We start from the raw sequence: 21,148 nt of genomic DNA, 5'->3' as shown, positions 1-21,148 counted from the left end.
AAAAACAAACCCCCCCCCCCCCCGGGGGGGGGGGGGGTTTGGGGGCGGGGTTTGCGCGCGTCCGCGCGCGAATGCCGGGGATTGTGCCTGTCGCCGAAATCAGCCAGCGGTCCTCGATCGCCGGCGTGGGGCGGAAAGAACCCCCTCCCCCTAACCCCCTCCCGCGAGGGGAGGGGGGACAAGAAATCGAGCGTCCCCTCGGAGATAGCAATGCGCCCCGTCACGCCGCTGCCTCCGGCGCCTCTTCGATCGCGATCGGGATCGGCTTGACCGGCGCCTGGCCGCGCAGCCGCCCAACCGCCTCGACCGGGACGCCGCGATGGGCGGCCAGGATCTCGGCTGCCGCGGCGCCGCACATGCGGCCCTGGCAGCGGCCCATGCCGACCCGGCACAGCGCCTTCAGCCGGTTCAGCTCCGGCGTGCCCCAGCGGGTGGCGGTGGCGCGCAGCGTGCCGGCCGTCACCTCCTCGCAGCGGCAGATCACGAGATCGTCCGGCGCCTCGGCGGCCCAACCGGCGGGGAAGGGGAAGGCGCGCTCAAGCCCCTGGCGGAATTTTCCGATCATAGCCAGCTTGGCCTCAAGCCGCGCGGCGCGGGCGCGACCGACGGGCCGGCCGAGATCCTCGAGCAGGGCCAGGGCCGCGCGCTCGCCAGCCAGCTCGGCGGCATCCGCCCCGGCGATGCCGGCGCCGTCGCCGGCCAGGTAGACGCCCGCCACGCTGCTGCGGCCGGCGGCGTCGCGCTCGGGCAGCCAGGCGCGGTTCAGGGCATCGAAACGGAAGCGGCAGCCGGCCAGGTCGGCCAGCTGAGTCTCGGAGCGCAGGCCGTAGCCGAAGGCGACGGCGTCGCAGTCGATCCGCTGCTCACGCTCGCCATCGTGCCAGACCAAGCCTTCGACCCGCTCGGTTCCGAGGATGCGCAGCGGCCGGGCGCCGTGCCGCATCGTCACGCCGCCGGCCTTCAGCACCGCGATCAGGCGCAACCCCTTGGCCAGGACGGCGGGGCCGCGCAGCAGCCCGGGCAGGGCCGCCAGCTTGTCGGCCTGCCGGGCGGTGTCCAGCACCGCTGCAACCTCCGCCCCGGCCTTCAGATACTGCGAGGCGACCAGCGGCAGCAGCGGGCCGGTACCGATGAAGGCGACGCGGCGGCCGATGCCGCAGCCCTGATACTTCAGCGCCACCTGCGCCGCGCCCAGGCTGTAGGCTCCGGGCAGGGTCCAGCCGGGGATCGGCAGGATCCGGTCGGTGGCGCCGGTGGCCAGGATCAGGTGGCTGTAGGGCAGCCGCTCGGCCTGGCCGTCGCGCAGCAGGTCCAGCGCCCCAGCCTCGATGTTCCAGACCAGGGTCTGCGGCCGGTGGTCGATGGCCAGCCCGTCGATGGTCCGGTGCAGCGCCTCGGCCTTCGCCGCCTCGGTGCCGTAGAGGGTTTTGGCGTCGCGGGTGAAGCCGTCCGGCTGGCGGCGGTAGATCTGGCCGCCGCCCTTGGCGGCTTCGTCCACCACGACCAGCCGCAGCCCGGCCGCCGCGAGAGTCTGGGCGGCGCGGATGCCGGCCGGGCCGGCGCCGACGATGACCGGCCGGATCTCGCCGCTCATGCCGCCTCTCCCGGGCCGGTGACCAGCCGCATGCCCTCGGCGATGGCGGTGGAGCAGGCGCGGAAGCGGTATCCGTCCTCGGTGGCCACCCAGCAATCCTGGCAGGCACCCATCAGGCAGAAGCCGGCGCGGGGAGAGCCGGAGAATTCGGACCGGCGCAGCCGGTCGGCGGAGGTGAGGATCGCGGTCAGCACCGTGTCGCCGGCCAGGGCGATGGCCGGGCGGCCGTCCAGGCGGAAGCGGATCTCGGGCCGGCCGGTCTCGGCCAGGCGGGTCAGGATGGGCATCGGGAGGATCCGGTCACTGGCGGCCGACCAGGATGCGGTCGAGGCCGTAGATGCGGTCGAGCACGACCATGGTGACGGCGGTGACGGCGACCATCAGCGCCGACACCGCGGCCATCATCGGGTCGATCGATTCCGTCGCGTACATGTACATCCGCACCGGCAGGGTGACGGTGGCGGGCGAGGTGACGAAGATCGACATCGTCAGCTCGTCGAAGCTGTTGATGAAGGCCAGCAGCCAGCCGCCGGCGACGCCGGGCAGGATCATCGGCAGGGTGATGCGGCGGAACACGGTGAAGGCGCTGGCGCCCAGAGACGCCGCCGCCTGCTCGGTCGACCGGTCGAAGCCGACCAGGGCGGCGATCACCAGCCGCAGCGCATAGGGCGTGATCACCACGCTGTGCGCCAGCACCAGCCAGAAGAAGCTGCCGGCGGCGCCGAGCCGCGAGAACAGCTGCAGCAGCGCCACGCCCAGCACCAGATGCGGGATCAGGAGCGGCGACAGGAACAGCGCGTTCAGCCCGTCGCGGCCGCGGAACGCATAGCGGGTGGTGGCGATGCCGGCCGGCACGGCGATCGCGGTCGACAGGGTCGCCGACAAGGTCGCCAGCCACAGGCTGTTCCAGAAGGACTGCAGGAAGTCGGGATGGTGGAACACGGCGTCGAACCAGCGCAGCGAGACGCCGGTGGTCGGCAGGCTCAGCGTGTTCTCCGGCGTGAAGGCGACCAGGCAGACGATCGCCAGCGGCGCCAGCATGAAGATCACGACCAGCGTGTGGAAGACAAGGGCGAGGGGGCCGTTGCGGGACATCGGCGCCTCAGCCGAGGGTCTTCCGGTACCGTCCTTCGACGATCCGGTTGTAGCCCAGCATGATGGCCAGGTTGGCGACCAGCAGGATCACCGCGATGGCGGCGCCCAGCGGCCAGTTCAGCGAGCTCAGATATTCGTCATAGACCACGGTCGCGACCATCTTCAGCCGCCGCCCGCCCAGCAGGCCGGGGATGGCGAAGGAGCTGGCGGCGAGGCCGAACACGATCAGGCTGCCCGACAAGAGGCCGGGCAGGATCTGCGGCAGCACCACCCGGCGCAGCACGGTGGCGTGCGACGCGCCCAGCGACAGCGCCGCCTGCTCGGCCGCCGGGTCCAGCTTCTGCAGCGAGGTCCAGACCGGGATGACCATGAAGGGCAGCATGATGTGGACCAGCGCCACCACCACCGCGGTCTCGGTGTAGAGCAGCCGGACGCGGCCGAGGCCCAGCGCCTGCGTCGCCTCGTTCACCAGGCCGGTCGGGCCCAGGAGCATGCTCCAGCCGAAGGCGCGGACCACGACCGAGACCAAGAGCGGCGCCAGCACCACCAGCAGGAAGACCGACCGCCACGGGCTGCGCATCCGGCTCAGCACATAGGCCTCCGGCGCGCCGACCACGATGCAGATCAGCGTGGTCAGGGCCGACAGGCGGAAGGTGCGCAGGAAGATCTCGTAATAGTAGGGATCGGTCAGCACCGTCAGGTACTGGCCGAGGGTCCAGGCGTCCTGCACGCCGGTGGCGTGGTCGTAGACGCGGAAGGACAGGATCAGGGTCAGCGCCAGCGGCGTCAGCACCAGCCCGGCGAACAGGATCGTCGCCGGCAGCGCCATCGCCGCCGGGGCCAGGCGGCTCTCGGCGGTCGCGGCGCTCATCGGGCGGCCTCGGCCGCTTCGGTTTCGCGCAGCACCCGGACCATGTCCGGCGCCCAGTCGATGCCGGCCTGCACGCCCTCGGCCAGCGGCTCGCCGCCGAGGTTCGGAGCTGCCACCAGCAGCTCGCCGGCCGGGCTGTCCAGGTGGTACAGCCACTGGCTGCCCAGGAAGTAGCGGCGCGACACCGTGCCGGGCAGCCGGCCGGTGCCGGGCGCGCCCAGCGCCAGCTTCTCCGGCCGCAGGCACAGCAGCACCCTGGCGCCGGCGGGCAGGCCGTCGCCCGGCACCTCCAGGGTCGCTGCGCCGACCGTCACCCGGGCCACGGCGCCAGCCTGGGCCACCACGCCATCCAGCAGGTTGGCCTTGCCGACGAAGTCGGAGATGAAGCGGCTGCGCGGATGCTCGTACATCCGGTAGGGCTGGTCGATCTGGGTGATGCGGCCGCGCTCCATCACCACCACGCGGTCGCTGATCGACAGCGCCTCGGACTGGTCGTGGGTGACCATGATCGTGGTGGTGCCAGTGCGGCGCTGGATCTGGCGCAGCTCGAACTGCATCGCCTCGCGCAGCTTGGCGTCGAGGTTCGACAGCGGCTCGTCCAGCAGCAGCACCGGCGGCTCGATCACCAGCGCCCGGGCCAAAGCGACGCGCTGGCGCTGGCCGCCCGACAGCGCCCGAGGATAGCGGCCGGCGAGGTGGTCGAGATGGACCAGCGCCAGCGCCTCCTCCACCCGCCTCGCCCGCTCCGGCCTGGCGATGCCGCGCATCTCCAGGCCGAAGGCGATGTTGTCGGCCACGGTCATGTGCGGGAACAGGGCATAGCTCTGGAACACCACGCCGAGGCCGCGGCGGTTCGGCTTCACCCGGGTCAGGTCTTGCCCATCGAGGACGATCCGTCCGGTCGTGGCCGGGACGAAGCCGGCGACCATCTGCAGCGTGGTGGTCTTGCCGCAGCCGGAGGGGCCGAGCAGCGACACGAACTCGCCGCGCTCCACGGTCAGGTCGAGATCGGCGACCGCCGCGACGTCGCCATAGAACTTCGAGATCCGCTCGAGACGGAGGAAGGTCACAGCTGTCTCCCTGGCATCCCTGTCGATCGCCGTTCCGCGCTGCCGCGCTTCGGCCCCGCCGGTCTTGGCTTCCGTGGAACGGAAGGTGCCGGCGCGTTTCTCCAGAACACCGTTTCGAATTGGAGAGTCAAGGAGACATTCCGTTTCATCGGGGTTATTCTCATGGAGATTCCGCATACTGGAATCTATGACGTGATCTCAGCCCGGAGTTTCCGGAAATGGCGAAAGAGAGCGAAGCCCCGGGCAAGAGCCTGCAGCGCGGCTTCGCCATTCTGCGGGCCCTGGCCGAGGCGGGCGGCGAGGGGGCGAAGCTGATCCGCATCGCCGAGGCCACGGGCCTGACCCAGGCGACGGTGCACCGGCTGCTGCAGGCGCTGCTGGCGGAGGGCATGGTCGAGCAGGACGGGCGCAGCCGCGTGTACCGGCTCGGCATCGACTTCTTCGCCCTGGCGGCGCGGGCCGGGAACCCGGGCAATCTGCGCGACCTGTGCCGGCCGGTGCTGCAACGCCTCTCGGCCATGCTCGGAGACACCGTGTTCCTGCTGGTGCGCAGCGGCTTCGACGCGATGTGCCTGGACCGCTGCGAGGGGCCGTTCCCGATCCGCTCCTTCACCGGCGACATCGGCGGCCGGGTGCCGCTGGGGGTTGGGCAGGGGGCGCTGGTGATCCTGGCCTTCCTGCCGGAGGCGGAGCGGGAGGAGGCGATCCGCTTCAACGTTCCCCGGTTGATCGGCCAGAGCTTCATGATGGACGAGGTCCATCTCCGGACCGAGATGGCGAAGGCCCGCGAAACCGGCTTCGCTGCCCGGCGCGACTTCGCCATCCCCGGCATGGGCGGCGTCGCGGTGCCGATCCTCGATCGCGAGGGCCGCGCGGTGGCGGCGTTCAGCATCGGCACGATCTCGGAGCGGCTGGGCGAGGACCGGCTGCCGACGGTGGTCGAGATCCTGAAGCGCGAGGCGGCGGCGATCGGCCCGCGCCTCAACCCGTTCGATCCGGCCCTGCGCCGGCCCGCCCAGCTATTGGGCAGCGCCGGCCGGGGCGGATGAGCCCGGCCCTTCCGTTTTCGCCGCCGATATGCCAGGGAGGGCCGGCATGACCGACGATCCCGCGCTCGACACCCTGTTCCTGCCGTTCCACAGCGGCACCCTGGCCTGGCCAACGGATGGCCGGGCGCTGCTCCTCGGCGCCCGCGCCGGGGCGGCGCTGACCGAATTCGCCTCGCCGGCCCTGGCCTGCGAGCAGAGCTTCCGGCCGCGAGCCGCGGCGCTGGAGGCGGCCGGGCTGGCGGTATCGACCCGGATCGAGGGGCGCTTCCCGCTGGTGCTGGTGCTGCCGCCGCGGCAGCGCGAGGCGGCCCGGGCGCTGCTGGCCCGGGCGCTGGACCAGGCCGGGCCGGACGGGACGGTCGTGGCCAGCCTGGCCAACACCGACGGCGCCCGCTCGGCCGAGGAGGATCTGGAGCGGCTGGCCGGGCCGGTCGAGAGCCTGTCGAAGAACCGCTGCCGCGTGTTCTGGGCGCGGGCCGGCGCCGGCGACCCGGCCCTGCGCGCGGAGTGGATGGCGCTGGACACGCCGCGGCTGGTGGCCGACGGCCGCTTCCTCAGCCGTCCCGGCCTGTTCGCCTGGGACCGGATCGATCCCGGCTCGGCCTTGCTGGCCGCCCATCTGCCGGCGGATCTCAAGGGGCAGGGCGCCGATCTCGGCGCCGGCTTCGGCACTCTTGCCGCGGAGGTCCTGGACCGCTGCCCGGAGGTGACGGCGCTCGATTTGTACGAGGCCGAGGCCCGGGCGCTGGAACTGGCGCGGCGCAACCTGGAGCCCTTTGCCGGCCGGGCCAAGCTCGATTTCCTCTGGCATGACGTCGCCGCCGGGCTGCCGCAGGACCGGCGCTACCACTTCATCGTCACCAACCCGCCCTTCCACGAGGGCGGCCGGGCCGACCGGCATGATCTCGGCCGCGCCTTCATCGCCGCCGCGGCCGCCGCGCTGCGCCAGAAGGGCCGGCTGTTCCTGGTGGCGAACCGCCACCTGCCCTATGAGGCGACGCTGGAGAAGGCCTTCACCATGGTCCGTCGCATTGCCGACGACGGCGCCTACAAGGTGATCGAGGCGGCGAAGGGCGTGCGATGAGGCTGGCGCGCCGCCTCGCCAATCTCGGCTATGGCAGCCGCAAGCAGGTGGAGGCGCTGCTGCGCGACGGCCGCGTCACCGATGCCGACGGTCGGCCGCTGGGCGCCGAGGCGCAGCCGGAGCACGAGGCGATCCGGATCGACGGCCAGCCGCTCGACCCGCCGCCGGGCGCGGTGCTGATGCTGCACAAGCCGGCCGGCTACACCTGCTCGACCAGCGATCCCGGCCGGGTGGTCTACGAGCTGCTGCCGCCGCGGTTCCGCCTGCGCAACCCGATCATGGCCCCGGTCGGGCGGCTGGACCGCGACACCACCGGCCTGCTGCTGCTGACCGATGACGGGCCGCTGCTGCACCGGATCATCTCGCCGAAGAGCCGGATCCCGAAGGTCTACGAGGCCGAGCTCGCGCGCGACCTGACCGGGGAAGAGGCGGCGGTCTTCGCCGCCGGCACGCTGATGCTGCGGTCGGAAACCACGCCGCTGGAGCCAGCGGTGCTGGAGCCGCTCGGGCCCCGCCGCGTCCGGCTGACTGTGACCGAGGGTCGCTACCATCAGGTCCGGCGCATGTTCGCGGCGGTCGGCAACCATGTCGAGGCCCTGCAGCGGACCGCCATCGGCGGCCTCGTCCTCGATGATCTGGCAGAGGGCAAATGGCGGCTGCTGGTCCCGGCCGAGGTGGCGTCAGTGTTCAAGCCAGCGGCACCTTGAACACATGTTCGGCAGCTCAGCCCCCGAGGGCGTCATAGGAATGTAATATTATGTCCTCGTTCATGTTTTTCCTTGTCGGGACGGCTTCCCTGGCGCAGAGTGCCGAGCCTGCAGGTCGGAGATCGACCGCGGGGGCGTCGAGTACGGATTTTCCGTCAGCCCTCGCCAGCCGTGTGCTTGTCGGTTAGGCATCCGTTCCCCGGTGCCGATGCGTTCGCAGGATCCGTCGCATCGCCGATGAACATGCAGTGATCGATCTTCTTCCTGCGAGAACCACGGCGCGCGGCGGGCCTTCGGGACTGCCAAGGGCCGCAACGACAAAAGCCGCTGGAGGAACCGCCATGGCAGGTCAGCACCGCAGGCGTCCCAGAATGAGTCCGGCCCCGCTTCGGGCGGATGAGCACGAGCCAACCTCTCTTCCGCCGAAAGCCGCGAACGACACCGACGCTGTGGTCCCGATGAGGGAGATCGCGGACATGGGCCTCTCGGCCGAGCAACCCCAACCCGCCACACCCCGCCCGTCCCGCATCCAGGCGGCCCTGCGGGCCGAGATGCTGTGCCGCGGACTGCGCCTGTCCCAGGCGGAGTTCGCCCGCCGCTACGGGCCGGCCAGTTCGATCGTGCGGAACTGGGCTCCGCGCGAAGGGCAGTCGAGCGGTATCAAGGCATAGTCCTTTCCCAAAGGTTCTGAGCGATGCGACCGGCGGCCGCCGATGCGGCCCGCCGGTTTTCGCTTGTCCGTAGGCCGGGACGCGCAGCGGCCAGACGAACGAGGGAAGCGAAGATGTGGCGTCTTGCCCCCGGATGAACCGCAGGCCACAGTCGGTTCCGGGGGTGAGGATGAATGATTCCAGGCCGGACGCACCGGAAGACATGCGGAGCATCGGCGCCGCACGGCTGTTGATCGGCCTGTTGCAGGGCGTGGTCCTCTATCTGTTGTGGCGGGTCGCCGAGGACCGGGTCTGGGCGACCCTTATACGGCCCCAGTTCGCCGCGGCCGCCCTGGCGACCGCCTATGTGCCGTTGATCGCTCTCGTCGGCCTCGGGTCTGTCCGTCTCCGGACGTTGCTGATCTGGGCGGCCGCCGCGGCGCTGGTCCTCGCCGGGCTGGGTGTCCACGACGCGACCCGGGCGATCGAAGCCCGCGGCGGTCCATGGCCGTCCTTCGGACTCTGGGTCTTCGCGGCGGCGATCCTGTTCATCGCCCATCATCTGATCGCCGCGGCAGACGCCGAGCGCCGGATCGTCGCCTCCTATCCGCGCTATTTCGAGATCGCCTGGAAGAACGGCGTCCAGTTGGCGCTGTCCTGCGCCTTCATTGGCGTCTTCTGGCTGGTGCTCCATCTCGGCGCGGCCCTGTTCGATGCGATCGGCATCGGGCAGATGCGCGACGTCATCCGGGAGCGGTGGTTCGCCTTCCCGGCGACCTCGGTGATGGCCGCCGCGGCGATCCACCTGACCGATGTGCGCTCGGGGCTGATCCGCGGCATCCGTACCGTCGCCTTGACCCTGCTGGCATGGCTTCTGCCGCTGCTGACGGTCCTCGCGGCAGCCTTTCTGCTGGCCTTGCCCTTTACCGGCCTCGAGCCGCTGTGGCGGACGCGGAGCGCGGCCGCCTTGCTGCTGGGCGCCGCCGCGACCTTGATCATCCTGATCAACGCCGCCTATCAGGACGGCCAGCCGGACCAGCCGACACCGGCGCCGCTGCGCTGGGGCGGCCGACTGGCCGCAATCCTGCTGATTCCGCTGATCGGGCTGGCCGCCTATGCAATCTGGCTCAGGGTCGACCAGCACGGCCTGACGCCCGAGCGCGTCATCGGCGTCGCCTGCGTCCTGGTCGGCGCCTGCTACGCGCTGGGCTATGCCGCGGCTGCGCTGCGAGCCGTGCCGTGGCTCAAGGGGCTGGAGGCGACCAACATCGCCGCTGGCGTGGTCGTGGTCGTGGTGGTGCTGGCCCTGCTCACGCCACCGGCCGATCCTGCCAGGCTGTCGGTCGCCGACCAACTGGGGCGGCTGGAGAACGGAACCGTGTCGGCGTCCGAATTCGATTACGACTTCCTGCGTTTCGACGGCGGCCGCTACGGCCGGGCGGCCCTGGAGCGGATGGTGGCGCAGGGCGGCGCGGCCGGCGAGCAGGCGGCCGAGGCGCAGCGGCGGGACAACCGGTGGCGCCGCGCCGAGATCGTCATCACGCCAGAGATCCGCCTGGCCAACATCAAGGTATGGCCCGATGGGCGGACGCTACCGGACGGCTTCCTCCGCCAGGAGTGGAGCAATGCATGGGCGCTGCCGGCTTGCCTTAAAGCGAAGGCCCCGTGCGAGGCGTTCTTCGGCGATCTCACGGGCGACAGCATCACGGAGATCCTGTTGTCGGCGAGCGATACGATCACCGCCTATCAGGAGCAGGGCGGCCGGTGGGAGCTGATCGGCCGGCTGCAGCCGAACTGTCCGGGGCTGGCGGAGGCGATACGCAAAGGGAACTTCGCCCCGGCGCCGTCTCGCTTCGCGGATCTCGACGTCGCCGGCCGGCGGCTGCGGCTCGAGACGAGTGGGGCGCCGCTCGCGCGCGCCGAGTGCGGCGGACCATGAGCCGGGTGGCCTGAATGCGCTGGGAAGGACGGACGGCGATGGCGCGGGCATGGGTCCGGCTGCCGTCGGGCAAGCGGCTGGATCTGCTCAACCCCACACCCTTCGACTGGGACGACCGCGATCTGGCGCTGGGCCTGGCCCGGACCTATCGCTGGGGCGGGCATTCGGCTTGGCCGCTGCCGCTCTCCGTCGCCCAGCACTCGCTGGCCGTGCTGGCGCTGTGCCGGGCCTGGGCGCCGGCCCCGCTGTCGCCGCTGGCCGAGCTGCGCGAGCTGCTGCATGATGCCGATGAGGGGCTGCTGGGCTTCGACCCGCTATCGGTGATCAAGCCCTTCCTGGGCCAGGAGTTCCGCGACCTGGCCGCGCGGCTCGAGGACACGGTGTTCCTGCGCTACGGCCTGCCGCGCTGGACGGTGGAGCAGAAGGCCTTCCACAAGCGGGCCGACCGGGTGGCCGCGGCCAGCGAGGCGATCCATGTCGTCGGCTGGACCCGTGACGAGGTCTGGCGGGTGCTGAAGATCCGGTTCCGGCCGGTCGAGGACGACCCGCTGCTGCCCGCCTATGGCGGCACGCCTTGGGAACCCTGGGCCCCCGACCTGGCAGCGGAGCGCTTCCTGGAGGAGCTGGGACGGCTGAAGGCGGCGGCCGGCTGATCCTTACGAAGCAGCGTGCGGGGACCGCCGGGCGATGAAGCGCGCCACCGCCGGGCCCAGCAGCACCACCAGAGAGAAGCGCACGGTCTGCAGCGCCATGACGAAGGGCAGGTCGACATCGCTCGACGCGGCGATGATGGCGATCGAATCCATGCCGCCGGGGCTGGTCGCCAGATAGGCCGTCAGCGGGTCGACCCCGAGCGTCCGTACCAGCACGAAGGCGAGGCCGCTGCAGAAGGCGATCAGCGCCACGATCGACAGCAGGATCTGCGGCAGCGCCCGGGCGGCGTGCACCAGCACCGACCGGGTGAAGCCGAGGCCGATGTTCCAGCCGATCAACGCATAGGCGATGGCGAGCAGCCACTCCGGCAGCTCGATCTCGATCAGGCCCAGGGCGTGCAGCACCGCCCCGACCACCAGCGGCACCAGCATCGGGCCGGCGGGGATGCGCAGCCGCCGCCCGGCCACGGCGCCCAGCGCGGCCAGGGCCAGCGTCGCCGCGAAGGGGCCGGCATCGATCGGCGGGAACCAGATGATCGCCGCCGGTCCGGCATCGCCGGTGTCGACCCAGAAGCGGGCGATCAGCGAGGCCGCGGTGGCGACGCAGACCACGCGCAGATACTGCATGAAGGCGACCAGCCGCGCGTCGGCGCCGAAGGCCTCGGCCATCAGCACCATGGCGGTCGCGGCGCCGGGGGACGAACCCCAGACCCCGGTGGTGCCGGGCAGCACCTGCCAGCGGCTCATCAGCCAGCCCAGCGCGCTGCTGGCGGCCAGCGTCGACAGCACGATCGCCAGGAACAGCGGCCAGTCGCGCAGGAAGGAGACCAGGATCGACGGCGTGATCGCCCCGGCGATCAGGCAGCCGATGATCGCCTGGGCGCCGAGATAGGGCTGGCGCGGCACCCGGATGGTGCCGCCGCCGACTCCCACCAGGATACCGGCGACCATCGGGCCCAGCAGCAGCGCCGCGGGCAGGGCGGCGGCCTCCAGCAGCGCTGCCACGGCCACCGAAACGGCCAGCAGGACGGCCCATTGTCCGGCACGCGGAAGCTTGGCCAGGGCCGGCAGGACCGGGCCGTTCACGGAAACCACTGCAGCCTCGCTTTCCGCCTCAGGGCCGGCTGAGCAGGATGTCCGCCGCCTGGGAGACGATTCCGATGCGGGGCAGGATAGACTCGACCACGAAGCCATGCATCCCCGCCGGCAGGCGCATCAGGCCTGACGCGGCGGCAGGACGACCAGGCGCAGGGCGATCAGCAGCGCCGCCAGGGCCAGGGCGCCGATCATCAGGGCGACGCCGGGCCAGCCCCAATCGGCCCAGGCCACGCCGCCGAGGGAGCCGGCGACGCTCGATCCCAAATAGTAGAAAAAGAGATAGAGCGAGGAGGCCTGGGCGCGGGCGTGCGGCGCCCGGCGGCCGACCCAGCTGCTGGCCACCGAATGGGCGCCGAAGAAGCCGAAGGTCAGCACCGCAACGCCGACGGCGATCGCCCACAGATCATCGCTGCGGGTCAGGGCGGTGCCGGCCAGCATCAGCACGATCGGCGCCCAGAACACGCGGCGGCGGCCGAGCACCCCGGCGAGGTGGCCGACCCAGATCGAGGCGCCGATGCCGATCAGATAGACCACGAAGATCGCGGCCACGGCGGTCTGGCTGAGCCCGTAGGGCGGCGCCAGAAGGCGGAACCCGGTGTAGTTATAGAGCGTGACGAAGGCGCCCATCAGCAGGAAGCCTTCCAGGAACAGCCAGCGCAGCCCGGGGTCGCGCAGATGGTCGGCGAAGGCGGCCAGCAGCAGCCGCGGCCGCAGCGGCCGGGGCGTGAAATGCGCCGAAGGCGGCAGGCTGCGCCAGAACAGCATGGCGCAGACCAGGCCGGAGAGGCCGACGAAGCCGAGGCCGAAGCGCCAGGAGGCGAGGTCGGTCAGTATGCCGGCGATCAGGCGGCCGCCGAGCCCGCCGAGCGCGCTGCCGCCGATGAACAGCCCCATCGCCAGGCCGACCGAGCGCGGATGCATCTCCTCGCTGACATAAGCCATGGCGACGGCCGGCAAGCCGCTGAGCGTCAGCCCCATCAGCGCCCGCAGGACCAGCAGCCCGTGCCAGGACGGCATGAAAGCCGCCAGCACGGTCAGCACCGCCGAGGCGAACAGCGACGCCAGCATCACCGGCTTGCGGCCCCAGGCCTCGGACAGGGCGCTGGCCACCAGCATGGCGAAGGCCAGCGTGCCCGTGGTCAGCGACAGCGACAGGCTGCTCTCCGCCGCGCCGATTCCGTAGGTCTCCGCGAAGACCGGCATCAGCGGCTGCACGCAGTAGAGCAGGGCGAAGGTGGCGAAGCCGGCGGCGAACAGCGCCAGGTTGGTGCGGTGGAAGGCGGCGGTGCCGTGCTCGATGAAGGCGACGACGTCCTCGGCCGCGACCGTCCCGGCCGGCATGGTGTCGGCGATCGACGGGGGCGCGGAAGAACGCGGCAGCGATTGGACCGATGCGGTCACGGGATCTCTCCGGCCGGGCCTGCGGAAGGGAAGGGCGCCCGGCCCTCATGGAAAACATGGCCGTCCCGATTGATAGTGTCCAATATGTTTGGCGGCATGTTTGATAGCTTTGGCGAATGATGGAACTGAGGCATCTGCGCTACGTCGTGGCCCTGGCCGAGGAGCTGCATTTCGGCCGGGCGGCGGCGCGGCTCGGCATCTCCCAGCCGCCGCTGAGCCAGCAGATCCAGGCGCTGGAGGAGGAGCTCGGCGCCCGGCTGTTCGAGCGCAGCAACCGGCGGGTGGCGCTGACCGAGGTCGGCCGGCTGTTCCTGGAGCAGGCGCGGACGGTGCTGGCCGCGGCCGACCGGGCGGCGGAGGTGGCGCGCCGGGCACAGCGCGGCGAGATCGGCGAGATCCGCATCGCCTTCACCGCCTCCGCCCCCTTCACCACGCTGATCCCGCAGACCATCTTCGCCTTCCGCCGCAGCCATCCGGACGTGCATCTGGAACTGCAGGAGATGCCGACCCGGCAGCAGATCGAGGCGCTGGCCGAACGGCGGCTGCAGATCGGCTTCCTGCGCAACCCGACCTTCCCGCCGGTGCCGGACGGGATCGAGGTGCGCGAGCTGTTCCGCGACCCGCTGGTGGCGGCGCTGCGCACCGACCATCCGCTGGCGGCGGGCGCCCCCGCGCCGCTGGCCCTGGCCGAGCTGGCCGACGAATCCTTCGTCTGCTATCCGCGCGACGCCGGCACCAGCCTGTACGACCAGATGATCGGCCTGTGCCGCGATGCCGGATTCAGCCCGCGGCTGGGGCAGGAGGCGCGCGAGGTCTCGACCATCGTCGGGCTGGTCGCGGCCGGGCTGGGCGTGTCGCTGCTGCCGGCCTCGCTGCAGCGGATCCAGGTCGAGGGCGTGGTGTTCCGCCGGCTGTCCGACCCGGGCGCCGTCACCACCATGTGGCTGACCTGGCGCCGGGACGAGACCTCGCCGGCGGCACGCGCTTTCATCGACATGGCGACCCGGCCGGACGCGTTGTCTGGTGGCAGCCGCTAGATCTAGCCGCGGGCCGGCCGGCGTTTGGCACAACTGGTATGAATTTTCCGTGTCGCACATTCTTTTCGCTGGTGCAGCACGAAGGTTGGTGCGACGCTTCTCCCTGGCGACGTGATTTCCGTCGTCAGTGATCGGAAAGGCGACATGCGACGGGCAGCAGCCTGGCATCACCATCCGCTTCCCGGCTCCGACCAGGGGCAGCATCAGCATCGACACTCGTTCGAACGCCCCCTCGCAGGGGCGTTTGTTGTTTCCGGCCGCCCGTTCCGATCCGCCACCTGTCCTGTTCCACCCGACCCGATGGAGGGTTCCGGCGAATGAGATCTCCCGGTGAAGGGGGCCGCAACTGGGATCCCCTGTTCGAGGATGCAAGCGAGAGCAAAGGACGACGTTCCATGGCCAAGCGCAGCGCTTCCACCGCCCGTATCGTCCCGATCAACGAGGGCTATGACGATGATTTCCGGGAGCAGAGCTACCTGAAGACGGTCAAGCCGCGGACCGCCAATCAGGAAGTTCTGATGAAGGCGATCGACGGCCATGCCATGACCCTGGCCCTCGGCCCTGCCGGCACGGGCAAGACCTACCTCGCCGTGTCCAAGGCGGTCGAGGCGCTGACCGCCGAGCGGGTCAGCCGCATCGTCATCACCCGGCCGGTGGTGGAGGCGGGCGAGAGCCTCGGCTACCTGCCCGGCGACATCAATGAGAAGATGGATCCCTGGATGCGCCCGATCTACGACGCGCTGTCCGATCGTCTCGGCGCCAAGCAGGTGCGCCAGATGACGAAGGAGGGGATCGTCGAGATCGCGCCCTTGGCCTATATGCGCGGCCGCACCATCTCGCGCAGCTTCGTCATCGTCGACGAGGCACAGAACATGACCTTCCAGCAGCTGAAGATGCTGCTGACCCGCCTCGGCTGGCACTCGACCATGGTGATCACCGGCGACCCCGACCAGACCGACCTTCTGCCCGGCCTGTCCGGGCTGGAGGAGGCGGCGCGGCGGCTGGAGCCGCTGGACGGCGTCGCCGTCGTCCGGCTGACCACCGCGGACATCGTGCGCCATCCGCTGGTGGCGGCGATGATGCCGCTCCTGGCCTGATCCGTCGCCGCGGAACCGCGGGCCGGCCGCTGCCATTGCTGGAGTGAGGGCTGTCGCACCGTCGGCGGCCCTCCTCACCGGACACAGCGAGGCCGGCCATGGCGACGAAGACGCTGCACGATCTGTTCCTGAACGAACTCAAGGACATCTACAACGCCGAAATGCAACTGACTCGGGCTCTGCCGAAGATGGCGCACGCCGCCACCAATCCGGAGCTGAAGCAGGGCTTCGAGCGGCATCTCAAGGAGACGAAGGGCCACGTCGAACGCCTGGACGGCGTGTTCGAAAGCCTCGACGCGTCGTCGCGCGGCCAGACCTGCGAGGCGATGGAGGGGCTGCTGGCCGAGGCGCAGGAGCTGACCGAGCTCGGGCTCGAGCCGGATGCGCTCGACGCCGCGCTGATCGCGGCGGCGCAGAAGGTCGAGCACTACGAGATCGCCACTTACGGCACGATCTGCACCTGGGCCAAGGCGATGAAGCACGACGAGGCGCTGACCCTGCTGCTGGAGACGCTGGCGGAGGAGAAGGCGACTGACGAGACGCTGACCAAGCTGGCCAAGACCACGGTCAACACCACGGCGGCCCGGCACGCCCACCCGCGGGCGGCCTGATGAGGCATGACGTCCGGCCGGTCGTCTGCAGGGGCGGCCGGCCGGGTGTTCAGGACAAAAAAAGGGGCAGGCCCGGCCTGCCCTGATGACGCAACGTCAGCGAGGTGGCGTCAATGCGGCCCGTGGCCGGAGAGACCGCCCTTCCGCCCGGCTTCCGCCGCGCGCTCGCGGTCATTGGCGAAGTTGCCGCCACTTTCCTGCCCACCCTTGCGGCCTGCCGCCGCCGCCCGGGCCGGATCGTTCTTGAAGTTGCCGCCGCTGTGCTGGCCGCCCTTGCGGCCGGCCTCCGACGCGCGGGCGGGGTCATGGGCGAAGTTGCCGCTGCTCATCTGGCCGCCCTTTCGGCCGGCTTCCGCCGCACGCTCCCGGTTGTAGGCGAAGTTCCCGGCGCCGCCCCGGTGCGGAGTCTGGCTGCTCGCCATGGTCCAAGCTCCCTTGCTGTGGGCTCACGTCATGGGAATAGGCCGCGGCGAGGCGAGGTTCCCAATGAAAAATCCTTAACTTTCAGCCGGTTCGTCAGGCTTCGCTTGCGGGCTTCCGGCGCGATTGTGCGCCTGCGGCAACGAGGCGGTTCCGCTCAGGATTTCAGTTCCGATAGTATACCGGCCGCTTGGTCGCGGCGGATGGAGGAGCGGTGATGGTGGCGCGGCAGATGGTGGACGGGGCGTTCCACCCTTGTCCGATCCGGGACGTGCTGGACCGGATCGGCGATCGCTGGAGCCTGCTGGTGCTGCAGACTCTGGCGCCGGGGGTGAAGCGCTTCACCGTGGTCAAGCGCGAGATCGGCGACATCTCCCAGCGCATGCTGGCGCAGACACTGCGTCGGCTGGAGCAGGACGGGTTGGTATCGCGCACGGTGCATCCGACCATCCCGCCACGCGTCGACTACGCGCTGACGCCGCTGGGCCGGTCGCTGATGGAGCCGCTCGACGCGCTGGTGCGCTGGGCCGACCAGCATCACGACAAGGTGCGCGCCGCGCGGATGGCGTATGTGCCGCCGGCCGCGGAGGCCGCCTGACGAAAAAATGGGCCGCTCCGAAGAGCGGCCCTCGAGCCTTGCCTTGATCTCTGAACGACAGAGTCAGAGCAGGATGTCGGCAGCGACCAGAGCCGCGACGCCGCCGAGCACGATCTGGAAGTTCGACACCCCGTCGCCATCGATGTCGCCGGCGAGGGTGACCGCGTTGCCGCCGGCATTGACGGCGAAGCGCAGCTCTCCCGCCGTTTGCGTGTACAGGCCGGTGCCGATGAAGGCGAAGGCCTGGTCGCCGCCGACGGCGGTGTCGGCGTCGATCAGCCTCAGGTCGATCCGATCGGCCTGACCATGGTTGAAGTCCCCGATCCGGTCGGCATTCGCGCCGATGCCGCTGTCCTGCACCGACGAGAACACGAAGCGGTCGGCGCCGGCATTGCCTTGCAGATGATCCTTGCCGCCACCGCCGTTGAGCACGTCGTTGCCGTCGCGGCCGAACAGGGTGTTGGTCCCGGCACTGCCTGCGAGGCTGTCATTGCCGTCGCTGCCGCTGAGGTTCTCGATGCTGACCAGCAGGTCGCCCTGCGCGTCGCCGCCCAGAGCGGTGCCGTCGGCCAGGTTGATGGCGACGCCCGCCGCACTGTCGAGATAGCTCGTCAGGTCGATCCCGGCGCCGCCATGCAGGATGTCGGCGTCGGCGCCGCCGCGGAGCGAGTCGTTGCCGTTGTCGCCATAGAGGGCGTCGTCGCCGCCCCGGCCGATCAGCGCGTCGCCGCCGCGCCCGCCATGCAGCTGGTTCGCTGCGGCGCTGCCGATTAGCCGGTCGGCCAGGTCGCCGCCGAAGGCGTGCTCGATCGACCCCGCGGAGAACGTCACCGCCTTGCCGGCAAGGCTGGCCCGGCCGATCCCGAGATCGATCTCGCTCGCGGACGACAGGGCGGCCGCGTTGATCGCGTCGCTGCCGCCATCCGTGTCCGACAGCGTCAGGCGCGACGCGTCGGTCAGAAGGGCGAAGTCGTTGGTGTAGTAGTAGGTGTCGTCGGCCGACTGCGCGTCGCCATAGAGCTTGAGCGTCCAGGAGTCGAGCAGGCCGGTCTTGTCGTTGCCGTCCGTGTCGGTGACCCGCAGCGTCCAGGTACCCTGGCCGCTCTCGCCGCGCAGCAGCGTGCTGCCGAAGGTGAAGGTGAGATCGGTGATGAAATCGGCAGCCGTGGTCGGCGTGTCCAGCAGCAGGCTCGAGGTGCCGTCCGGCGAGACCAGCTCGATCTTCAGGTCGCCCATCTCCGCATGGGTCAGCTTGACCGTGACCTCGACGCGGTCGATGTCGATGCCCTGGCTGATCACGGCGGTGGAGACTAGCGGCGCCGCGGGGTCGTCGGCGATGGCGCCGGCCGCGCCCAGGGTGACGGTCTTCTCGACCTTCACCTCGTTGGCGCTGGTGCGGGCGGCTCCCCACGTCTCGGCCAGCCGGACCGCAGCCAGCGCGTCGACCGTGCCGAAGCCGTAATCGTGGCTGACGGTGTAGCCGCCACCGTTCCAGGTGCCGGCGCCGTTGGTCTGGATCGCCTCGTCCGGATCCGACTGCCGGGCCGAGATCGCCAGGATCTCCTGCACATCGCGCCAGCCCAGGCTGCCATTGGCCTCAAGGATCAGCGCCACGATCCCCGACACCAGCGGCGCCGCCGAGGAGGTGCCGCCGAAACCGCGCACGTCGTTGACGCCCTGGTAGTCGCCCGCGCCGTAGCCGTCGTCGCCGGTGCGGTCGGTGGTGACGATGCGCTCATTCGTGCCGGTCAGGCCGCTGCTCGGCGCGGCGACCAGGATCGTGGCGCCCGGATTGCTGTACCAGGAGGTCTTGCCGTCATCCGCGACCGCGGCGACCGAGATCGTGTAGCGGTTGTTGTCGAAGGAATGATAGTTGGTGTTGTCGTCGTCCTCGCGGCCGTTGCCGGCGGCCTGGACGATGATGGTGCCGAGCCCGCCGCGGCCGTTCTCGGCCGCGTTGATCGTCGCGTCCCGGGCCGGTGTAAAGTAGGGATCGTCGAAATTGTCCCGCAGCACGCCGTTGTCGAGATCGTCGGCATAGCCCCAGCTGCCGTTGATGATGTCGGCATGCTCGGCGGCATGATTGCGGGCGTTGACGATCGCGGCCAGGGTCGGGACACCGGCGATCGTGGGATCGTGGATGGCGACGATCGTCGCCTCATAGGCGGCGCCGCGGCCGCCGAGCCCGTTGTTGCCGGCGGCCGCCGCAACGCCGGCGACGCCGGTGCCGTGATTGTCGACTGAGGACGGCACGTAGTTCGGCGCCTCCTCGCCGGTCACGGCGTAGATCGAGAGCGATCGGTCGATGTTGGGCGCCAGGTCGGGATGGTCGAGCTGGATGCCGTCGTCATGGATGGCGATCTTGATGCCCTTGCCGGTGTAGTCCGCCCACACCGCTTCCACATTGGCGCCGTTCGCCTCCGGCCCCTTCAGGTGCCACTGCAGGTCGAGCAGCGGATCATCCCCGGCGGACAGGACAGCTCCTTGGATCGTGTCTGACATGCGTTTGCCCCCGTAATTGTTGGACTGCGCTCTTTCTCTCCGGAACGGCGCATCGCCCGAATTCAGCCCGCATGGTCAAGGGAAGGGCAATTGGATATTTTGAATCCTTCGTTTGCCTGGAGTTTTCATCGATTGGTTTTCAAAATTTTCCTTTTCAGTGGGGCTTCTGGAAATTAATAAATATTGAATTTATCCTGATATTGGTGGATTCCGGTGGGAGAATCATTGCGGATCGCGGCGCTGGAGCACCTCATGTGCCGCGGCGAGCGCCGGCGCATCGGATTGACCCGGCGGCGGCGGCGAGGCTATGTCGGGGCGGGGCGTTTCGGACCCCACCGGACATCTCGGGAGCCCCCATGCTGCGCCGCCTGCCGCTCGTCCTCGCCCTTCTCGTCGCCGCCTGCGCCGCCCAGCCACCGGGGCCGGGGCCGCGCACCGGCTATCAGCCGCGGACCACCGCGCATCTGACCGGGGCGGTCGCGGTCAATCCGATGGACTACCGGCCGCGCAGCGGCGTGGCGCCGCAGGGCAGCGTGCGCGACGTGCCGGGCTACGTCACCAACGCGCTGAAGGCCGAGTTGCGCCGCGCCGGCGCCGGGCTGAACTCGTCGCGCTGCGTCCTCGACGCCACGGTCCGCGACTTCAAGGTCGACCGGGCAGGGGCGGAGGAGCACTACGGCGTCGACATCCACTACGTGCTGGCGGTCGGCGGCAATGTCGAATTCGACCAGGCCTTCGGCACCACCTTCACCGTGGCCCGCGGCCAGTCGGTGGACCGCGCGGTGGACGACGCCATCGCCAAGAACCTGAACTTTCTTCTGAAGGACGATTGGTTCGCCACCCTGCTGCTGCGTGAATGCAGCGGCCGCGCTTGAGAGCGGGCTGAACCGAGGCCGGGCCGGAGGCCTGGCTCCTCGGCCCGGCGCCTGGAACATCGGCCCCGGACTTCGCCGCGGCGGCGGGGCCGCCGGGCGGCAGGCCGAGGGCCCGGCACAGGCTGGCGATCAGGGCCTCGATCGGCAAGGCGGTGTCGGCGAGGTCGACGTCGATGCGCTCGTCCTCGGTCAGCTTTTCCCGGAGATCGGTGGTCAGTTGCTCCCGGGCCTCGGGGTCGGGAACCGCGGCGATGGCAGCGGCGACGCCCTGGGAGACGGCCTGGCGCCGGCCGTCCTTTTCGTCCTGCCGGGTCTTCCGCCGGAACTCGGCCTCGCGCTGCGCCTGCTCCCGCTGCTGCCGCAGCCTGATCTTCAGTGCGATCGCACGGCGGATGCCGAGGAACAGGCTGCTGAAGCGGGTCTCTGCCTCCCCGGCGCGGTCGAGATCGTCGGCCGCGAGGGCGGCGAGGGCCTGGGCGTGAAAGCCGCGGGCCAGTTCCTCCGCGAGCTCCATCAGCTCGGACAGCATCGGAGCCTCGTCCGCGGCCTGCGACGCGGCGGCCTGCTCCCGCTGCCGGCGGAGCTTGAGCGCGACGGCACGGCGGATGGCGAGGAAGAGGGTGCTGAAGCGGGTCTCGGCCTTGCCGGCGCGGTCGAGATCGCCGGCGGCGAGGGCGGCGAGCCCTCGAGCCTGAAAGGTCCGGGCCATCTCCAAAGCGAGCTTGGTCAGCCCGGACAGCACCTCGGCCTCCCGCTCGTCCGTGGACGGCGAAGCGGCGGAGGGAGTCCTGGCTGTG

At 70.5% G+C, this 21,148-nt stretch carries 20 protein-coding genes and 1 other annotated feature; of the genes, 10 read left to right on the top strand and 10 right to left on the bottom strand.

Going from position 1 to position 21,148, the window contains the following annotated elements:
* Positions 1 to 220: 220 nt before the first annotated feature.
* The 5 genes from AAHM41_RS18300 to AAHM41_RS18280 are packed head-to-tail and all read right to left on the bottom strand — an operon-like array spanning position 221 to position 4,630.
* The gene (locus AAHM41_RS18300; protein WP_342238001.1) at positions 221 to 1,594 is read right to left on the bottom strand and encodes an FAD/NAD(P)-dependent oxidoreductase; all 1,374 of its coding nucleotides are present in this window, start codon (positions 1,592 to 1,594) and stop codon (positions 221 to 223) included.
* Positions 1,591 to 1,881, bottom strand: coding sequence for a (2Fe-2S)-binding protein (locus tag AAHM41_RS18295; protein ID WP_342238000.1), 291 nt, complete (start codon positions 1,879 to 1,881; stop codon positions 1,591 to 1,593). Before AAHM41_RS18295 ends, AAHM41_RS18300 begins: the two co-directional genes overlap by 4 nt.
* Positions 1,882 to 1,894: 13 nt before the next feature.
* Positions 1,895 to 2,689 (bottom strand): ABC transporter permease, encoded by a 795-nt coding sequence (locus AAHM41_RS18290; protein ID WP_342237999.1) that lies wholly within the window; start codon positions 2,687 to 2,689, stop codon positions 1,895 to 1,897.
* A 7-nt stretch (positions 2,690 to 2,696) separates the two neighbouring features.
* Complete coding sequence (locus AAHM41_RS18285) at positions 2,697 to 3,560, bottom strand: ABC transporter permease (protein ID WP_342237998.1); 864 nt, start codon at positions 3,558 to 3,560, stop codon at positions 2,697 to 2,699.
* A complete protein-coding gene (locus AAHM41_RS18280; RefSeq protein WP_342237997.1) occupies positions 3,557 to 4,630 on the bottom strand; it encodes an ABC transporter ATP-binding protein in 1,074 nt (357 codons plus the stop codon). The genes AAHM41_RS18285 and AAHM41_RS18280 overlap by 4 nt, the downstream gene beginning before the upstream one ends.
* Before the next feature lie 218 nt (positions 4,631 to 4,848).
* On the opposite strand from AAHM41_RS18280, the gene AAHM41_RS18275 reads away from it, so the two are divergent.
* The 6 genes from AAHM41_RS18275 (at position 4,849) to AAHM41_RS18250 (ending at position 10,712) form a co-directional block, all read left to right on the top strand.
* Positions 4,849 to 5,679: an IclR family transcriptional regulator gene (locus tag AAHM41_RS18275; protein ID WP_342237996.1), complete on the top strand. Its 831-nt coding sequence runs from the start codon at positions 4,849 to 4,851 to the stop codon at positions 5,677 to 5,679.
* Positions 5,680 to 5,725: 46 nt separating this feature from the next.
* On the top strand, positions 5,726 to 6,763 hold the full coding sequence (locus AAHM41_RS18270) for a class I SAM-dependent methyltransferase (RefSeq protein ID WP_342237995.1): 1,038 nt from the start codon (positions 5,726 to 5,728) through the stop codon (positions 6,761 to 6,763).
* Positions 6,255 to 6,311: a sequence feature (sul1 is cis-regulatory element that is thought to sense ions involved in sulfur or methionine metabolism; They are found in Alphaproteobacteria), on the top strand. (Overlaps the previous gene by 57 nt.)
* Positions 6,760 to 7,470, top strand: a complete 711-nt coding sequence (locus AAHM41_RS18265) for a pseudouridine synthase (RefSeq protein WP_342237994.1) — start codon at positions 6,760 to 6,762, stop codon at positions 7,468 to 7,470. Before AAHM41_RS18270 ends, AAHM41_RS18265 begins: the two co-directional genes overlap by 4 nt.
* Positions 7,471 to 7,946: 476 nt before the next feature.
* The gene (locus tag AAHM41_RS18260; protein WP_342237993.1) at positions 7,947 to 8,141 is read left to right on the top strand and encodes a hypothetical protein; all 195 of its coding nucleotides are present in this window, start codon (positions 7,947 to 7,949) and stop codon (positions 8,139 to 8,141) included.
* A 169-nt stretch (positions 8,142 to 8,310) separates the two neighbouring features.
* Positions 8,311 to 10,059, top strand: a complete 1,749-nt coding sequence (locus AAHM41_RS18255) for a DUF4153 domain-containing protein (RefSeq protein ID WP_342237992.1) — start codon at positions 8,311 to 8,313, stop codon at positions 10,057 to 10,059.
* A 38-nt stretch (positions 10,060 to 10,097) separates the two neighbouring features.
* On the top strand, positions 10,098 to 10,712 hold the full coding sequence (locus tag AAHM41_RS18250; RefSeq protein ID WP_342237991.1) for a phosphohydrolase: 615 nt from the start codon (positions 10,098 to 10,100) through the stop codon (positions 10,710 to 10,712).
* 3 nt (positions 10,713 to 10,715) lie between these two features.
* Here AAHM41_RS18250 and AAHM41_RS18245 read toward each other — a convergent pair whose 3' ends face one another.
* Positions 10,716 to 11,807 carry an AbrB family transcriptional regulator gene (locus AAHM41_RS18245; RefSeq protein ID WP_342237990.1) on the bottom strand — a complete coding sequence of 364 codons (1,092 nt, stop codon included), beginning with the start codon at positions 11,805 to 11,807 and terminating at the stop codon, positions 10,716 to 10,718.
* Positions 11,808 to 11,927: 120 nt separating this feature from the next.
* On the bottom strand, positions 11,928 to 13,211 hold the full coding sequence (locus tag AAHM41_RS18240) for an MFS transporter (RefSeq protein ID WP_342237989.1): 1,284 nt from the start codon (positions 13,209 to 13,211) through the stop codon (positions 11,928 to 11,930).
* Positions 13,212 to 13,327: 116 nt separating this feature from the next.
* Between AAHM41_RS18240 and AAHM41_RS18235 the strand changes: the two genes are divergently transcribed.
* The 3 genes from AAHM41_RS18235 (at position 13,328) to AAHM41_RS18225 (ending at position 15,956) form a co-directional block, all read left to right on the top strand.
* Complete coding sequence (locus AAHM41_RS18235; RefSeq protein ID WP_342237988.1) at positions 13,328 to 14,248, top strand: LysR family transcriptional regulator; 921 nt, start codon at positions 13,328 to 13,330, stop codon at positions 14,246 to 14,248.
* Between the two features lie 395 nt (positions 14,249 to 14,643).
* The gene (locus AAHM41_RS18230) at positions 14,644 to 15,345 is read left to right on the top strand and encodes a PhoH family protein (protein ID WP_342237987.1); all 702 of its coding nucleotides are present in this window, start codon (positions 14,644 to 14,646) and stop codon (positions 15,343 to 15,345) included.
* Between the two features lie 98 nt (positions 15,346 to 15,443).
* Positions 15,444 to 15,956, top strand: a complete 513-nt coding sequence (locus AAHM41_RS18225) for a YciE/YciF ferroxidase family protein (RefSeq protein ID WP_342237986.1) — start codon at positions 15,444 to 15,446, stop codon at positions 15,954 to 15,956.
* A 110-nt stretch (positions 15,957 to 16,066) separates the two neighbouring features.
* Here the strand turns inward: AAHM41_RS18225 and AAHM41_RS18220 are convergent, their stop codons facing one another.
* Positions 16,067 to 16,378 carry a general stress protein gene (locus AAHM41_RS18220; RefSeq protein WP_342237985.1) on the bottom strand — a complete coding sequence of 104 codons (312 nt, stop codon included), beginning with the start codon at positions 16,376 to 16,378 and terminating at the stop codon, positions 16,067 to 16,069.
* A gap of 215 nt (positions 16,379 to 16,593) precedes the next feature.
* On the opposite strand from AAHM41_RS18220, the gene AAHM41_RS18215 reads away from it, so the two are divergent.
* On the top strand, positions 16,594 to 16,974 hold the full coding sequence (locus AAHM41_RS18215) for a winged helix-turn-helix transcriptional regulator (protein WP_342237984.1): 381 nt from the start codon (positions 16,594 to 16,596) through the stop codon (positions 16,972 to 16,974).
* Positions 16,975 to 17,037: 63 nt separating this feature from the next.
* Here AAHM41_RS18215 and AAHM41_RS18210 read toward each other — a convergent pair whose 3' ends face one another.
* Both AAHM41_RS18210 and AAHM41_RS18205 read right to left on the bottom strand, forming a co-directional pair.
* Positions 17,038 to 19,476 carry a S8 family serine peptidase gene (locus AAHM41_RS18210; protein WP_342237983.1) on the bottom strand — a complete coding sequence of 813 codons (2,439 nt, stop codon included), beginning with the start codon at positions 19,474 to 19,476 and terminating at the stop codon, positions 17,038 to 17,040.
* Positions 19,477 to 20,223: 747 nt separating this feature from the next.
* On the bottom strand, positions 20,224 to 21,093 hold the full coding sequence (locus tag AAHM41_RS18205; protein WP_342237982.1) for a hypothetical protein: 870 nt from the start codon (positions 21,091 to 21,093) through the stop codon (positions 20,224 to 20,226).
* Positions 21,094 to 21,148 lie beyond the last annotated feature (55 nt).

The organism is Inquilinus sp. OTU3971, assembly GCF_038440215.1.
The sequence above is the reverse complement of the archived record's forward strand: the minus strand, read 5'-3'. Positions and strand labels throughout refer to the sequence as shown.